General features: G+C 60.4%; 13 protein-coding genes and 1 pseudogene. 2 read left to right on the top strand and 12 right to left on the bottom strand.

Annotation, left to right across the window (positions count from 1 at the left end):
* Positions 1-36: 36 nt before the first annotated feature.
* From BWR59_RS14380 to BWR59_RS14330, 11 genes and pseudogenes are all read right to left on the bottom strand, one after another.
* A complete protein-coding gene (locus BWR59_RS14380; protein ID WP_081566301.1) occupies positions 37-225 on the bottom strand; it encodes a hypothetical protein in 189 nt (62 codons plus the stop codon).
* Positions 226-349: 124 nt separating this feature from the next.
* Complete coding sequence (locus BWR59_RS14375; protein ID WP_081566300.1) at positions 350-1,042, bottom strand: lipopolysaccharide kinase InaA family protein; 693 nt, start codon at positions 1,040-1,042, stop codon at positions 350-352.
* Positions 1,043-1,519: 477 nt separating this feature from the next.
* A complete protein-coding gene (locus BWR59_RS14370; protein ID WP_081566299.1) occupies positions 1,520-1,987 on the bottom strand; it encodes an Lrp/AsnC family transcriptional regulator in 468 nt (155 codons plus the stop codon).
* Positions 1,988-2,013: 26 nt separating this feature from the next.
* Positions 2,014-3,321, bottom strand: a complete 1,308-nt coding sequence (locus BWR59_RS14365; protein WP_081566298.1) for an FAD-binding oxidoreductase — start codon at positions 3,319-3,321, stop codon at positions 2,014-2,016.
* 80 nt (positions 3,322-3,401) lie between these two features.
* Positions 3,402-4,238, bottom strand: a complete 837-nt coding sequence (locus BWR59_RS14360; protein ID WP_081566297.1) for a transporter substrate-binding domain-containing protein — start codon at positions 4,236-4,238, stop codon at positions 3,402-3,404.
* 69 nt (positions 4,239-4,307) lie between these two features.
* The gene (locus BWR59_RS14355; RefSeq protein WP_081566296.1) at positions 4,308-5,078 is read right to left on the bottom strand and encodes an amino acid ABC transporter ATP-binding protein; all 771 of its coding nucleotides are present in this window, start codon (positions 5,076-5,078) and stop codon (positions 4,308-4,310) included.
* A 13-nt stretch (positions 5,079-5,091) separates the two neighbouring features.
* Entirely contained in the window at positions 5,092-6,057 is a 966-nt protein-coding gene (locus tag BWR59_RS14350; protein ID WP_081566295.1) for an amino acid ABC transporter permease, read from the bottom strand.
* Positions 6,058-6,226: 169 nt separating this feature from the next.
* On the bottom strand, positions 6,227-6,952 hold the full coding sequence (locus tag BWR59_RS14345; protein WP_081566294.1) for a Crp/Fnr family transcriptional regulator: 726 nt from the start codon (positions 6,950-6,952) through the stop codon (positions 6,227-6,229).
* Between the two features lie 130 nt (positions 6,953-7,082).
* A pseudogene (locus tag BWR59_RS14340) lies at positions 7,083-9,996 on the bottom strand (glucoamylase family protein); the annotation flags it as partial.
* A gap of 330 nt (positions 9,997-10,326) precedes the next feature.
* On the bottom strand, positions 10,327-12,066 hold the full coding sequence (locus BWR59_RS14335) for a dipeptidase (RefSeq protein ID WP_081566293.1): 1,740 nt from the start codon (positions 12,064-12,066) through the stop codon (positions 10,327-10,329).
* 252 nt (positions 12,067-12,318) lie between these two features.
* Positions 12,319-12,714: a hypothetical protein gene (locus tag BWR59_RS14330; protein WP_081566292.1), complete on the bottom strand. Its 396-nt coding sequence runs from the start codon at positions 12,712-12,714 to the stop codon at positions 12,319-12,321.
* A 231-nt stretch (positions 12,715-12,945) separates the two neighbouring features.
* On the opposite strand from BWR59_RS14330, the gene BWR59_RS14325 reads away from it, so the two are divergent.
* Positions 12,946-14,868, top strand: a complete 1,923-nt coding sequence (locus BWR59_RS14325) for a tyrosine-protein phosphatase (protein ID WP_081566291.1) — start codon at positions 12,946-12,948, stop codon at positions 14,866-14,868.
* A gap of 422 nt (positions 14,869-15,290) precedes the next feature.
* Here the strand turns inward: BWR59_RS14325 and BWR59_RS14320 are convergent, their stop codons facing one another.
* Positions 15,291-16,268, bottom strand: coding sequence for an AraC family transcriptional regulator (locus BWR59_RS14320; protein ID WP_081566290.1), 978 nt, complete (start codon positions 16,266-16,268; stop codon positions 15,291-15,293).
* Positions 16,269-16,472: 204 nt separating this feature from the next.
* Here BWR59_RS14320 and BWR59_RS14315 point away from each other — a divergent pair, with 204 nt between their 5' ends.
* Complete coding sequence (locus BWR59_RS14315) at positions 16,473-16,787, top strand: hypothetical protein (RefSeq protein WP_081566289.1); 315 nt, start codon at positions 16,473-16,475, stop codon at positions 16,785-16,787.
* The last annotated feature ends 25 nt before the right edge of the window (positions 16,788-16,812 follow it).

The raw sequence follows: 16,812 nt of genomic DNA, 5'->3' as shown, positions 1-16,812 counted from the left end.
TGCCCGTTTCACTCATGCCCCGACGAGTAACGCCACTCAACCGGTCGCTGCGGGGCGGTCTTCCGGGAGGGTCGCTCGCGTCTTGGGCTTGCCCAGAACATAAGTCACGCCACCGTCCTTGGTGCTCGCCACAAACCCCAGCAAGCGCCACCCCTGATCGAGTAGCTGGTTAGCTTCCTGGGCGGTGTGGGCTTCTTTGACAACGGCGATGGTTTCGAACGACATATTTGGCCCCGGCTGATTGATCCTCTCTTAACGTAGAGCATCGAGCCGGCGTCGGGGTTCCATCAGCGGCGAAAGGCTTCGCGGCGTGGCGCCCTGCAGCGCCATTGATCCGGGGCAGGCGTCGTCAAGAACAGCCCGGCTGTGCAGCGATGGTTCGCCCCAGACTCTTTTCATAATGACTCAAAAAATATTGCCACTCCGATTCGCTCCAGTAAGAGTGGCGTTTGAGCTGTGCGATGTCGTGTCGTGCTGCCCGCAGGGAGCTTGCCCGGCCGTGGGACTTTTCGAGATCGAGCAGGGCGAGGTCGAACTCGGGACCGTTCGACGTCGTGTTCACTTTTATAAAGATGTGCTTGGAGCGCATGCAGCCGTGCTGCCAGCGGCCGAGGTGCATTCGCGCCAACAGCGACGCGAGTTTTTCAAGGACCTTGTCGTGCTCGTTCGAGGTGAGCTGGGCCCGTGCACCTTGGTCATACCACGTGTCCAGGTCCTGGAATCCGTTTAGGTCCTTGGTGACCAGGATGCCGTGCCAGAGACCTTTGATCTTCTGCGCACCATAGAATATTGGCTGAGGTGCGTTGACGCCCAACTGCAGCAACTTCGAGAGCGCGCGGCCTTCGCGCATGGCTGTGGGACGCCCCAACGGGTATTTCAGGCTGCGAAACAGATGCCCGGTCTGACGCTTTACATACACAGTGCTGCCGTCATGCATGACGCGCTGCACGCCACTGGTGCCGCTGCGCCGCACATTTGGCTCCTCGACCCACGGCCCTGAGGTATTCCACCAGTAAGAAAAAAGCTGCTCGGATTGGCGCATTGCGCACTCCTGTCTTGGAATTATATTCAGAGGCTGTTATCAGGCTTGCGCCTAGTCTGTTGTTAGACGACGTCGGTCCTGCTGTTCAAATTTCCGCGCCAATACTAGGCGAGTTCGGCATGATCGTCAGCTTATCGTTTGATGCACTGCGCAGATACTGACGTGTGGGAACTGCATTAGTTGACGCAAATCATTCATTTGAGTTGATTTACCAAAGCCGAGGCATGCATTTAACCTCTTCTTCTTTCTTGATCTTCTCGTGACTGGTTTTTCTTCCATGCGCTGAATACTAACTAACGTGGGTATCTATGTTTCGAGGCGCAATGCCCAAAGTGATAAATAGATCCGTTGCAAGCGCTCAGCAGGAGACAAGGAGGTTTTCATGCTCAGCGCCTTGACGTGGCCTTATTTGGAATCCGATTCCCATCATGTTGGCAACGCACTTCTTGTTGCCAGTGCCGATGCCTATCTCCGCGCTCAGCTCAGCTTTCGGCTGAATTTGGTCTCCATCACGATATGGGATGAGGTGTGGGCGACACCCTTGATTGTGTTGATTCGCGTGAGCTCGGCATTGAGTTCGCTCAAGGTCGAGGTGGCCAAGTGGATGATGAAATCGGATTCGCCGGAAACGGCGTATACCGCCTGCACCGCGTCCATCTTGCGCAGGGCGGTCATGACGTCGGTGTAGCTCTTGTTCGTGCAGGAGGTCATCGTGAAGCAATTGATGGTCTGTTGCAGCCGGTCCTGATCGATACGCACGCTGTACCCGGTGATGACGCCAGCCTTTTCCAGCCGAGCGATGCGCTCCTGCACCGAGGAACGCGACACGCCGAGTTTGCGGGCCAGCGACGCCGTGGCTTCGCGGGCGTTGGCTTGAAGCAGGCTAAGCAGTTGCCTGTCTTTGTCGGTCAGGTTGAACAACGGGCCGGGCTTCTGTGCTTCCATGGACGCTACCTTGACCTGGTTCTGATTCAGTGGGGTGACGCGGCCTTGCGCTGGGAACGTGTTTCCTGGAAGAAGTCCATGATCTTGAGGCCAGCGTAGACCGTCTGCGCTGCAGCAGGCCCGAGGGGGCCGCCGTTCCATTCCAGGCCGTAGGCATCGAACAGGCGGTAGCGATCGGTTTCGCCGCAAATGGCTTCTGCGATCACACGTCCGCCAATAGGCGCGGTGTTCATACCATGGCCGCCAAACGATGCACAAGCCCACAGCCCGGTTCCGAGCGGCGCGATGTGGGGCATTTTGTGCCGGGCATATCCCATCAGGCCGGACCAGGCTTTTTCGATCCTCACACCCCGCAGCTGTGGGTAGACATCGAGGATGTCGGCGGTCAGCAATTCTCCCAGGCGCTTCTCGTCCTGCAGGTTTTTGGTGGTGATGCGCCCACCCCAGAGCAGGCGGTCGCCGTCGACGATTCGGTAGTAGTCGGAGGCGCGACGATTGTCGCCCACAGCGTCGGTGGTATTCACCGCTTGTGCCAGCCGTGAACCCAGGCGTTCAGTCAGCACAGCGTACGTTGCGATGGGCAGGAAGGCTCGGCGCAGAGGGCCGAACTCAGGGCCTCCATAGCCGCCACAGCAATACACCACATCCCGGCAGTCGACGGTTCCCGAATGAGTGACTACCCGATGGCCCGCGTCTCGACGCTCGACCCGCACCATCGGGGATTGTTCATGGATCTTGCCGCCACTGCGTTCGATCAGCCCGGCCAGGCCGAGGCAGTAGTTCAAGGGATGGAAGTGAAAGCCGTGGTTGTCGCGCAGCGCCTGGAAATAGAGGTCGGTTTTGAGCTTGTCGCGCACCGCGTGGCGATCCAGATAATCCAGGTGAAAGTCGAAATCCTTCGCCATCTTGTCGCGTAATCGCCTGAGATTATCGGCATCGTCATAGCGAATCACGCTCAACTTGCCGGGCGTCGTTGCGCAGCCTGGCAACCCATGACGGACAATGGTGTCGCGCACGATGTCGACTCCCTCCAGCGACAGTTTGAACAGCGCGGCTGCGGTGGGTTTTCCGCAGCGTCGTTCGATGGCGGACAAGCCTTCGGACCAGCCCTGAAGCACGAATCCGCCGTTACGGCCCGATGCGCCCCAGGCCACTCGTCCCGCCTCGAGCAACACAACGGACTTTCCCCGCGAGAGCAGCTCCCAGGCAGTGCTCAACCCTGCGAGCCCGGCGCCGACGATGCAGACATCCGCGCGAACCTTGCCGGAAAGCGGGAGCCGCTGCGTCGTCTGCTGCATCGTCGCTGTGTAGTAGTTGTTGTTGTAGGTGAACATCGAAACCGTTGTCCTTTTCCGAGGGCGCAGGTATGCAGAACGCCGCGTCGGGGACGGGCGTCTGCAGTACAGGGGTGGGTTTACTGAACCTGGGTGAGGTCGGCGCCGTACCATTTTTCCGAGAGCTGCTTCAGCGTGCCGTCGGCTTTCATGTCGGCGACGATTTTCGTCAGCGCGCTGTCGAACGCCTCATCGCCTTTATCCACTGCGATGGCAAGAGGTTCGTAGTAGGCCGGCTTACCTTCCACCCTCACGATGGGGTAGCCATTCTTGACCGCTGCGACAATGGTCGGCAGCGCGGACAACGTGGCGTTCAGCCTGACGCCGTTACCCATGCGCAGATCGTCCAGCGGGCCCATGCTGTCGCCATAGGTCTGCACCTGACCCGGCGTCACGTCGTAGGTGAAGGCAGGGACGTCCGCCGCGTCGATCTTGAGACGACGGTTGATGTAATCCTCCGAAGTCGTACCGGCCTCGACGCCGATGGTCTTGCCGTTCAGGTCCTCAGGTTTAGTGCCGGCGGCGTCTTTATGCACCGCAAAGACATACGGGGTGTAGTAATAGATGGCGGGGAAATCCAGCACTCGGGCGCGTTCGGTCGTAGGGGTCATGGAACCGACCGACAAGTCCCAGCGTTTCGACCAGCGCCCTGCAGTGATGATCCCGTACTCCGGCGTCACGAACTCGGTCTTGCTGCCCAGACGCTTGCCGATTTCGTTCGCCACGTCGATGTCGAATCCTTGCAGTTTATTGTCTGGCCCCAGGAACGATTGCGGGGGCCAGTTGGCGGCAGTGGCCACCTTGATCACTTTCGTCTCATGGATACGATCAAGGGTGGCGCCTGCCCAGGCCGCTCCCGTGGCGAGGGTGAGGGCAGTGGCGACAGCGGTGGCAAACAAGCGCGTGAAGGGGATCATGGGTAAGCTCCGGATGTCCTGATTGGTTTTTGTTTTTATCGTTGACGCTGGAAGGTACGGCGATGCATCTCAGTGACTGAGAATCTGCGACAAGAACTCCCGGGCACGTTCGTGTTGCGGGTTGTCGAAAAAGTCGTTGGGCCTGGCCTGCTCGATGATGCAGCCCTGATCCATGAAGATGATTCGATCGGCCACCCGCCGGGCGAAACCCATCTCGTGGGTCACGCAGACCATGGTGATGCCGTCGTGCGCCAGTTCACCCATGACATCCAGCACCTCCTTGACCATCTCGGGGTCGAGGGCCGACGTGGGTTCGTCGAACAGCATGATGCGAGGGCGCATGCACAGGGCGCGAGCGATGGCCACGCGCTGTTGCTGTCCGCCGGAGAGCTGGCCGGGGTATTTGTCGGCCTGATTCCTGATTCGCACGCGGTCGAGGTACTCGTAAGCCAGTTCGCGGGCCTTCGACTCACTGAGCCTGCTCACCAGCCGAGGCCCGAGCATGAGGTTTTCCAGGACGGTCATGTGCGGGAACAGGTTGAACTGTTGAAACACCATGCCGATCTGCCGTCGGATGCCCGCTACGCAGAGGGCATCACGGGTCAACTCGACACCGTCGATGAACACGTGGCCCTGCTGAAAATCTTCCAGCAGATTGAGGCAGCGAATCAGCGTGGATTTGCCGCTGCCTGACGGCCCGCAGACGACCACGATTTCGCCGGCCGCGATATGCAGGTCGATGCCCTTGAGCACGTGAAAGTCGCCATACCATTTGTGCATCGCCTGAATCGAAACGGCCGGATACGAAGCCGAGGCTGCTGAACCTGAAAGCTGATTCATCGTCGTGTTCCTGTCAGCGGTGGGCGCGGTTGAAGTGTTTTTCCAGGCGTGCCTGAACGGTTTCCAGCACGATGGACAAGAGCCAATACAGCACGGCAGCGGTGATGAGCATTTCCAGGTGACGGAATTCGGCGCGGCCTTGAGTTCGTGCCAGGAACATCAGTTCCCAGACGCCGATCACGGACACCAGCGAGCTGTCCTTGAGCATCGAGATGAACTGGTTTCCAGTCGGCGGGATGATCAGTCGCATGGACTGGGGAAGGATGACCCGCGTCATTGTCTGAAAGGGCGTCAAACCAATCGCCCGCGACGCCTCCCACTGGCCGCGCGAGATACTGCTGATCCCTGCCCGGAAGATCTCCGTCATGTAGGCGCCGTAACACAGCGAGAGCGCCAGAATCCCTGCCGGGACGGCCCCGACCACATAGCCGAGTTGCGGGATGCCCAGGTAAATCAGGTAGATCTGGATGAGCAGCGGCACGCCGCGAAAAAAGGAGGTGTAGAAGCTGGCGATGGCAATCGCGAAGCCGTTGGAAGACAAACGCGCTGTCGCGCCCAGCAACGCCAGGACGAACGCGATGGCAATGGAAATGGCGGACACGTAGACCGTGGTGAACACCCCTTGGGTGATCATGAAACCGACTTTGGTCGCGATGAAGCTATAGGAGAGGTTGAACGTATCGAAGAACAGCAGGAACAGAACGAGCAGTTCGAACCAGACCGTGATGATCTGAGCCCGTAACGGGAAGCGACCCAGCAGAAACAGGTTCAGCATGGCCGTCAAGGTGAAGGTGCCACCCACCGCCAGGTTGCGCGCCAGCGGTGACTGCAGATCAAGAACGATGGGGCCCATCAGGTTTGAAAGTCGACTGTCTCCGACGCCGCAGATCAGCGTGATGCTGAAAATGACTGCGGCGATGGCGCCCATCATCACGACGCTGTCGGTGAAACGAGCTTTGACAATATGGTCTTTGTACATCGCTTGCTGGCCTCAGGGTGAACCCCGTTTGTTGTTGTGAGGCCATTATGGGCGGACGAAATGCCGGGCGGCAGCCTGCGATATGCCGGCTTTGCAGGTTAATTTCGCAAGATTCGCAGGTAGTGACCCTACGTCTGTCGGCAATTGTCGAGAGTGCGCCGGGTAAACCCTATTCGTCCTGACGCCGCGTGTAGTGCAGCAGGCGATCGGTTTCAGTCTTGACCACCAGATAGCACTCGCAACTCAAGCGTTCGAGGCGTGGACGATCCAGCACGGTGATCTGGCCGCGGCTGTATTCGATGACGCCCTGGCGCTGGAGTTTGCCCGCCGCTTCGGTCACGCCTTCGCGCCGCACCCCGAGCATGTTGGCGATCAATTCCTGGGTCATGTTCAGGTGGTTGCCGTGCAACCGGTCCAGCGACAGCAGCAGCCAGCGGCACAATTGCTGATCGATGGAGTGGTGGCGGTTGCAGAGGGCGGTCTGTGACATCTGGGTGATCAGCGCCTGGGTGTAACGCAACATCAGCAGCAGCAGATCGCCATGGCGGTTGAACTCCTTTTTCAACTTCTCACCCGGCAGACGGAAGGCGAAACCGGCGCTTTGCACCACCGCACGACTGGAGGTGCTTTCGTCGCCCATGAACAGCGCGATGCCGATCAGGCCCTCGTTTCCGACCACGGCGATTTCGGCGGACGAGCCGTTTTCCGTGACGTGTAACAGGGACATGATCGCATCGGTCGGAAAATACACATGCCGCAACGTGTCGCCCGGCTCATAGAGCACGTCGCCCAACGCCAGGGACACCTGCTCCAGATGCGGGGCAAGGCGCTTGAGGTCGTCGGCCGGAAGCGCTGCTAGCAGATGATTGTGGCTGGGTTGGGGTGGGGCATGCATGGCGAAGCACCGTGGTGAAGGAGAGGCGTACCGGGTCAGGTTACTCCCCTGCGCCCGCGCACTGGGGTTCAATCGCTATTCATCGACGGCGTGCTCAAAGCTCAGCGTCTGGGAATGAGGAGTACGATGGCAACAGTTCGGTCTGCACGAAAAGCTTGCTGAAGGCCGGGTGCATGGCGTCGTTGCTCGGCGAGGTCAGCACCACTTCAGCGTAGGTGGTGATCTCCAGCGCCTTGGTCGACGACGCGCGGTTGGTGACGTGCAAGCGGCGCAACTCGATGTCGTCCTCGGGCGACACGACAATTTCCAGGTGGGTGTCGAAATCCAGATTGCGTGCCCTGAACTCGGCGCGAGAGTCGCTGAAAATGGCTTCGTGGCTTTCAGGTTGATGCAGCGTGGGTTGATGCGCAGCTGACCAGACCGTCGCGCTCTCGACATCGCGCAGATAGCAGAACATGCCCCAGTTATCCTGGGTCGTGTCTTCCTGCCAACGGGTGACCGCCATGTCGTTGCGGCGACTGTAACCGCCGCCGCTGGTCAACATCACGTGGTAGCGACCGTTGGACAGCAGCTGCACGGCCGGGCGTTTGCGGCCTGGATCGGCAAATACTCGGAGGCCCGGATCCTGACCGGCATCGCCACGCACCGGCGATTGCGCGGTCTGCAGATACGGCGCAGCGGCCTTGGGCACGCGCTCCTGTAGCAAGAGCAGCGCCGATTGCAATACCGGGTCAGTCTCGAAGCGTCGCTGCATGGGCTGATCGAGCAACAGGCTGGTCAAGGCCAGCAGGCTCATGCCCTGATGGTGGGCCATGAACGACTGCACCACCGCGAACGGCTGTCCCCGTGGCAAGCGCGCTTCGGTGTAATCCACCGCTTCATACAGGCCGAAGCGCCCCGATGAGCCTTGCAAGGCCAGACGTTGCAGGTTCTTGCAGGCCGCGTCGGCGTCAATCATCAAGGCCAGTGCGCTGGCGTAGGGGGCGATCACCACGTCGTCGCTCAGCCCGCGTTTGAGACCCAGACCCTGAACCCCGAACGCGCGATATTGATAATTGAAATGCGCATCGAGGGTGTAATACCCCGACTCTGACACGCCCCACGGAATGCCCAGGGCGTTGCCGTGTTCGATCTGCACCGCCACGGCCGCGCGGCAGGTCTGGTCCAGCAGGCTGCCGTCGTAGTTGGGCATCACCAGCATGGGCATCAGGTATTCGAACATCGAGCCGGACCAGGAAAGCAGCGTCGGCACCCCGGCGTTTTCCCCCAGCAACCTGCCGAGGGTGAACCACGCACGTTGGGGGATTTGACCCTGGGAGATGACCACGAAGTTGGTCAGCCGCACTTCAGACGCCAGCAGGTCGTAATAGCCGCTGTCGAGACGACGTTCCTCGGCGTTGTAGCCGATGACGAACAGGTCGCGCTGGCTGTCGTACAGCAGCGAGAAATCCATCTGCGCCATCGAATTCGCCAGTGCGGCCAGCCGATCCAGGTTTTCGAGTCGTTCACCGGCGAGACCGCGAACCCGCTCGACGTCGTCACGGTGTCCGGCATCCGTGGTCGTAGTCCATTTTCGGCAGGACCGACGGCAACAGGCTGAAGGTGACCAGCCAATTGATCAGGCTGATCGCCAGGCGGCTGGTCATGATCAGGCAGGGTACCGCCAGCACCAGCAGTGCCAGATCCGGCATGGAGTCGCGGTGTGCGGACGCCATCAATGGCCAGGCGAATATGAATGTCAGCAGCGACACCGGCGCCAGGTAAAACATCAGGGGGGAGCGTTGCAGCAGGCGTTTCCATCGCTCATGAATTGGGACCCGAGCTTTGAGGCGCTGCTCCAGCGCGGGCAGCCCGGCGCCGATCAGGTAATACCCGACATGATGCGCCAGCAGCTCGCAGGAGGCCGTGGCGGTCTGGGCAGTGGCGAGGTTGATCGCAAGCCGCGCTACCTGGATTTCCGACTGCTGCGGGCTGCGCCGCGCCAGACGCTCGACCACGTGCCGATAACTGTCTCGGGTGCCGAAATCCATCGTTCGATAGACTGCTGCCGGGTCTTCACTGAGGATCTGTTCGACGTGGCTCATCGACTCGACTAACTCGCGCCAGTCGGTGGCGGACAGCAGCCTCAGGCTGCCAATACTGTTGCTGATGGAAACCTGATCGGCGGCCTGTTGCTGTGCGTCGAGTTGAACCTGGCGCTCGGTGCTGGAGCCGGTTTCGCCGAGCATCTGCTCTATCCAGTTGAGGGGCAACGCAAGCGCTGCACTCTGGCCCTGCAAGCGGCGGGTGAATTCGGCCACGAACGCGGCGGTCATCGGCGGGGTGGAGCGGGCCATGTCGGCCACTGTCAGCACGACGCTTTTGATATCCCGCTCAGAGGTCTCGATCAGACGCTCGGCCCAATCATCGGCCAGGTTGCGATCATCGGCGTTGGCCATCACCCGTGACGCCACCCTTCGCAGGTTTTCGATCAACGCCAGCCGCAACATGATCGGGATCGCCCACAGCTCGCCGAGCGCCAGCGGCATCACCGTCTGGTAGGAAAGGATGAAGCTGCTCAGACTCTGTTCGTCGACGCGCCCGTCGCCATGGGAAATGGTCTCCAGCGCAATGTCGTAGACCCGGGGCAGCCCTGCCGACGGGCCGTTGATCAGGCGCGGCAGCTCACGGCTATAGCCCTTGGGCAGGTGAGTTCTGGCGGTGCGGATGTGGTCTTCGATCAGGAAATAATTGTCCAACAGCCACTCGGCGGCCGGGGTGACACGGCGGCTGGACAGCTGCGCCTCGGTGAGTGCCGTGCAGCTGAGCTTGAGCAGCGCCTCGTTGTCGTCCAGCCTGCTCAGCATCGAATCCCGAGCGGACAGGGCCGTCAGCTGATGCTGCCCGGCCAGAGCGATGCCGTGGCTGGCCATCTGATCGGCGCTGAACAGCTCAGAGCGCAGAATCGGCTCATATTCGAATCGGGGTTGGGAAAACGAACCGGTTCGGTAAAGCCCGGACGAGCGAGCAACCACCCTCCGTACGCGTGTCCATATGCTGTTCATAAGGTCCTGAGCCTGAAACGCACCGTAGTGATTGCGCGCGTTTTGAGAGTGCGCAGGCGTCGCGCGCCAGCGCCGAGCAGCGCCTTATAGGACGTAGCTTTCCAGCGTCAGTGTGTCCATTTGCAGGTGGGTTCGTCTGTGCGCTGGCGAACATAGCGCAGTTAGCTCAACTGAAGGGTTACGTCGTCACAGGGGCGTGGATCACTTCCAACCTCTCCTGCGGGACGCGAGCCGTTTCAGGTTCAGGAAAATAACTTCCACGGTGTGAAACACGCGGTATCTGGCGCAGATAAACCGAACCCGCCACACTGGCGGGTCCGGGCAGGGCGGTCAGAGTTTTGGCAGTTGGCCGATGCGTCCCATCATTTCGGTGACGATCTGCAGATCCATCAGGAATTGCTCGGTGGTCTTGAATTCGCTGTCGGTGTGGCCGGTGTATTTGACGTCGGGCTTGGCCAGGCCGAACTGGACGCCGTTAGGCAGTTCGTGGACCGAGGTCGCGCCGGCGGAGGTGCCGAACTTGTGTTCCATACCGAGGTTTTCGGTGGCGACCGCGAGCAGCGACTTGACCCATTCACCTTCGGGGTTGCGGTACATCGGCTCGGCGATGGAGTAGTCGAACGCAGGTTTGATGTGGCTCTTCTGCGTCCAGGCATCGAGCTTGCCGGCGATTTCCGATTTGAGTGTTTCGGGGGATTTACCCTTGGGTACACGCAGGTTGACCGCGAGTTTGAAGGCTTTGTCGTCCATGGCCACGTAGGTCAGCGAGGCCGTCAGCGGGCCCATGAACTCATCGGCAAAGCCGACGCCCAGTTTGCTGCCCAGGTAATCCAGCCCCCAGTTGTCCGAGGCGTAACGAGCGGCGTCGGTGATCGGGTTGTGCTTGAGCGCGACCTTGCCGTCCAGGCTGTTGATGAAGTCCAGCATCCGGGCCACCGGGTTGACCCCAGACTCCGGCTCGGATGAGTGGGCGGAAACGCCGGTCACGGTGAGGTTGACGTTTTTGCCGTCGACCGTGGCGCTGATCTTGAAGTCGCCGCCATTGTGCTGCGCATACTCGGCCCCGGCTTTTTGCAGCGAGGCCGCCAGTTCGGCGGGTTTGTCTGTGACGAGGATGGCGACCGAACGCGAGGGAATCTGGTTGGTGGCCATGCCGCCGGTCATCGAGATGATTTCCGCGCCCGTGCCTTCAGCCTGACGTCGCGGGAACCTGGCCATGACCGTGCCGTAGCCCTTTTCGGCGATCACCACCGGGTAGCTGCCATCCAGCGCGAGATTGTATTCCGGGGTCGGGTTGCGCTCGAAGTAGTAGGGGATCGCGTCACCGGCGGTTTCCTCGGTGGTGTCGATCAGCAGCTTGAAGTTTCTGGCCAGCGGCAGCTTCTCCTCCTTGATCACTTTCATGGCGTACAGCGCCACCACGATGCCGTTCTTGTCATCCTCGGTGCCGCGACCGTACATGCGGTCGCCAATCAGCGTAACCTTGAACGGGTCCAGTCGGGTGCCATCCTCCAGCACCCAGTTTTCCGGCGTCACGGGCACCACATCGGCGTGAGCATGGATGCCGACCAGTTCCTTGCCGCTGCCTTCCAGCGAGATCTCGTACACGCGGTTGTCGATGTTGCGGAAGTTCAGATTGAACGACTGCGCAAGGCTTTTGATCTTCTCGCCGATCTTGATGAACTGAGGGTTCTCATGCTGGGCCACGCCGTCCACGCGAACCGTCGGGATCTCCACCAGCTCGCGCAGGGTTTCGGTCGCCGCGCTGCCGTATTTCACCCGCGCATACAGGCCTAGCAAGCGATGGATCTCGTTCTGCTGCTCTGCCGTTAACGTCTTGTTGCCGAGGAAGGCATTGATGGCCGGGGAGAGGTCAGCGGTTTTCGCGACATCGCTCTTGGCCACACGGCTCAGGAATTCCCTGAAATCGCTGACCGAGGCGTCATTGAGGGTGCTTAGAATCTGCGCGCTCTGCTGGGCGCTGATGTTGGCAGATGCAGGAGCAGTGAAGGCACATAGGCTGGCGAAAACCAGAGTGGCGGCAGCGAGCTTCTTGAGTGAAAAGTCCATTGCTGGGGCATTCCTTTGCAGGCAGTTTTTGAGAAATAGCTGATCAGACGATCAGAAAGATTCGCAAACTATCATCCTGAGCGAATCAACGGGACCCTTGATTCAAGATGTGTCGCCCTGAAATGCGAAAGCGGCGCAGATATGAAAAAACGCGAAAGTGTTTTCAGTCGTCCGGGGCACTGCGTCGCTGAGTTCCGGGCATGCCGGGCCACTGACCTGAATGGACCTCGCTGCCCCGGTCACAGCCTCAAGTCACTGCTTCAATCTCAGGTGCGCGTTGACCTTTTTGGTTGCGGGATCGACGAACCAGTACTCGTTGTTGGCGGTCTTCACCTGGCTGCATTCTTTCGGGTAATCCTTCGGTATCACGCAGACCACACCATTGGTGAGCGTCCAGCTTTCTTTTTCCGGCGGGCTGCCGGACATCAGAAACACGTCCGTCCCATCTGCCGAAAAGGTAATCGAGTAAGGGTAATCGCCTTTGCGCGTGGTTCCGTACAGTTTCTTGTTCATCATCGTGCTGCGAATCTGCTGATCGTCGAGCGTTGTGGCGGACGCAGGCACTGGCGGCGGTTCATAAGCCGAGGCGCTGGAGCACCACGCCAGACTGAGCAGAAAGACCGATGGGCCGAGCTTTGAAGAGGTCATATCGCACCTTCCTTGTTATGGCCGGAAACCGTTTCCGGCAGGTCAAGCTTAGGCAGCGCTGGCTGGGAGCCTGCGGCAGGTGCTGAACGGTCGGTTTTCAAGGGGTGCATGGACAAATAACGCATCCTGCGGACAGATCGCGCAGGGATTTTCATTCCTCGGAAAACTGTAATATTCGGTCTCAATTCGACACAGATAGTGGGCAGCCCCAATGCTTTTCCATGAGGCTGTATCGAGTTTCAACGTCTTCTGTGTTCGCTGTCCGTTCTGAGCCTGTCCATCGCCGCTGCCCACGCCGCCGAGACCGCCGCACTCGATACCCCGCGATTGACTGGTATCGATAACTTCCGGGATATCGCGGGCACCACCACCGCGTATTCGACAGCCAATGACGGCACGATGCGGGGCGGTGTTTTCTACCGTTCCAACGCACTGACGCCTTCGGCGGTGGATCTGGCGACGCTGAACGGCCTGGGCATTACCGCCGTATACGACCTGCGCACCCCAAGCGAAATCGCCGCCACGCCAGATACGATGCTGACGGGGGCGACCTACAGCAACATCGACATCATCGGTAGCGGCAGCTCGGCTTCGAACATCACCAGCATTTCGGTCAGTAGCGCCGCCGACGCGATTGCCATGATGGAAGGCGCGAACCGTTCCTTCGTCAGCGATGCCGGTATGCGCAGCCAGTTCAATACGCTGTTCAATGAGCTGGCTTCTGCCGATGGTGCTGCATTGTTCCATTGCACCGCCGGCAAGGACCGTACTGGCTGGACCGCTGCGGTGTTGTTGAGTATTGCGGGTGTCGACAGCGGCACGATCATGAACAATTACCTGGCGACCAATGACTACACCGCTGCCCGTGTGGCGGCGACACTTGCCGCCATGCCGGCGAGCATGGCCGCTGTCTACGGGCCGTTGCTTGGCGTGCAGGCCAGTTATCTGCAGGCCGGTCTGGATGAGGTGACCGCCGAATACGGCAGCATGGACAACTACCTCAAGCAGGGTCTGGGTCTGTCGCAGGAGACCATTTACGTGCTGCGCGGCAAGATGGTGTTCTACAACAGCCTGCCGGGCCAAGTGGGGTTGACCGGTAACGCGGCCGCCGGAGCGGGGTTGTTACAGCAGTTGCAGAACACCGGGTTGTCAGGCACCTACAGCGCCTACAACTACTACCTGCAATCGGCCATCGATGCCGGCACCCTCGGCGGCGTGGAGGCCACGGTCGGTGGTCAACTGCATGCCGACGCTGCCAGCTATCTGCTGCGTCAGGACGCAATGATCGAACAGGCGGCCGCGCCTTACGCCAGTGGCACCGACCTCAAGGTCGGTCAGTCTCGCCTGTGGAGCACGGCGCTGGCGGGGTATCTCGGCACTGACGGCTCGTCGCACGCCGCCAGCAGCAACGAACACAGCCAGGGCATGATGATCGGCCTGACCCAGCGCTTCTCTGAACAACTCAGCGGTCGCGTCGGCTTTGGTTACAGTCGCGGTACTGTCGGTTCGGCGGGTGGCGAGGCGGATACCGACCTGACCTTCCTCAACCTTGGCGCACGCTTCGCACCGGATGGCCTGGAACGCGGCCTGTTTGTCGACGCCAATGCCAGCGGCGGCTGGATCGACTACGACAGCAAGCGTGATATCGGCGGCGGACTGGGCACGCCCAAGGGCGACAGCCATGGCACTCTGGCGGGCGCAACGCTGGTGCTGGGTTATCGCCTGCCTATGAGCAGCGTGGTGCTGGAACCAGGCCTTGGCCTGCGCGTCAGTCACCTGGACCTCTCGGGCTTCAGGGAGAAGGGCAGCGAGCTGGCACTGGACGTCGACGGCATCAATGAAACCCGCCGCAGTGCGGTCGCCAACCTGAATGCATCACTCACCCCGATAGCGCTGGGCAGCTGGCAACTGACGCCGGGCGCGCAAGTGGGTTACGAACATGTGCTGGGCGATCATCAGGTCGACAGTCAAGGGCACCTGCTTGGGCTGGACGTCGAGCAGCGCGCAGCCTTCGACAACCGCGATCAGTTCACCGGCGTCGTCAACGTCATGGCCAGCCTTGGCGCGTTGAGTGTGGGTGCAGAAGTGGGTGCCAATGGCGGTGGGGACAGTCATGGCTTCAGTGGCGGCTTGAAGGCCAGTTGGTTGTTCTGATCATGCAAACCGGGCGGCCTCGCGTTTGATCGTTCCCACGCTTTGCGTGGTAACGCAGCTCCAGACGCTCTGCGTCCGCCGTTGGTGACGCGGAGCGTCACAGGATGCATGCCCACGCGGAGCGTGGGCACGATCAGTTTCCTGTAGCGGATTCCAGATTGATTGATCGTTCTCACGCTCTGCGTGGTAACGCAGCTCCAGACGCTCTGCGTCTGCCGTTGGTGACGCAGAGCGTCACAGGATGCATGCCCACGCGGAGCGTGGGCACGATCAGTTTCCTGTAGCGGATTCCAGATTGATTGATCGTTCCCACGCTCTGCGTGGTAACGCAGCTCCAGACGCTCTGCGTCTGCCGTTGGTGACGCGGAGCGTCACAGGATGCATGCCCACGCGGAGCGTGGGCACGATCAGTTTCCTGTAGCTCAGCGCCTCAATCCCTTCCTCACCTGCGCAGGGCTCACGCCGTATGCGTTCTGGAAGTACAGACAGAACCTGCCGACATTGCTGAACCCCAGCTTTAGGGCGACGTCCGTCACCGAAGGCGGGGTGCCCTGCATCAACAGGTCATGAGCCCGTTGCAGGCGTACCTGGCGCTGATACTCGATGATCGACATACCCATGAACCGCCGAAAACCTTCCTGCAAGGCCCGCAAACTGGTGTTGCTCAAACGAGCCAGATCCGTACCGCTGACCAGCGCATCCGGATGCTCTTGCAGAAATTCGGCGGCCATTTTTACATGACGCGGCGCGATGGCAGCGGCGGGGCGGCGCAGCGCTTCGCTGAAGTTGTGTGGCCAGGCTTCCAGTACCGCGTCGATCAGCATTTCCCGAAGCCGAGAAGGCATCAGCGTCCCGGTGTTGATCAGCAGATCGAATTCGGTCCCGGTGGCAAGGTCGATCAGTGCCTTGATCCCCTGAAACGCCGGGATTTTCAGATCTACCGTCGGCTCGAAATGCAGCTTCTTCAGGATCGGTCTTTGCAGCAGCGTCGATAGCCGTTCGGTGAGCAGGCCGCGGCTGACCGACATGCCGTGCTGGGAGTGATTGTCGAGAAACCGCGTTGAGCGGATATCGGCCTTGTCGATGGCGAGTCCCACGTGGGACATGCCGACCGATTCGGTGGCGTGATCGAAGACGATCTTGCCCGACGTGGGGATGACAAAGGTGATTTCTTCCTGAAGGTCCGGGAGCACCACGGTGAAGTCCCCGTGGTAGTGCATTCGACGGAAACTCACGCCTTCATGCCTGCCGTAGACGCCGCCGATGACGATGTTCTTCGGCAGCGGCTGTGAGTCGGAGTACCGATTGCCGAACATTTGCGAAAACAGCGCGCCGAAGTCGTCGGAGCGCATGGCGTCGGATCGCAAGATGATCGGTCTGCGGGTCGTGGCGGGGTTCACCTTGAATGTCGTCCTGAGCAAGGGTAGGGCGGGCGTTACAACGGCGGGACGCTATCAGGCCAATGTGTCAGAGCCGTGACATTATCGCTGCGGTCGATAGTCAGCATTACCCATTACAAGTTCTGTTGCGGCGGCAGAACTGGAAAATGGCCCCTGCATTGAAGCTCTGCCAGACCGGCAGCATTTTTTTACAGGTATCCGCCGATGCGTAATTTGTTTGCCCCAGCCCTGTTGATTGCCAGCTCGCTTCTGGCGGCTTGCGCCTCCGCCCCCAACGAACCGACCCTGACCCTGGAAACCGCGAAGTCCCCCGAGCAGTTCACCGCGTGCGTGATGCCCAGACTGCAAGGCCCGGTTCTCTCTCAGACGCAGCGGCATTACCGCATCGTTGTCCCCAGCTCAGTGGCGGCCGACAACGTGATCGAGGCTTACAAGGCCAATGGCGGCGGCAAGGTCTTCGTGTACGAGCGCAGCCTGCTGACATCCGGGTTCGGTCAGGCAGCGAAGGCCTGCGTGTAATCGCAGTCCTCGCTTCTTAAGCGCC

It is taken from the genome of Pseudomonas sp. Bc-h (assembly GCF_002080045.1).
Classification (GTDB): Bacteria; Pseudomonadota; Gammaproteobacteria; order Pseudomonadales; family Pseudomonadaceae; genus Aquipseudomonas.
This window is presented reverse-complemented; position numbering and strand designations above follow the sequence as displayed.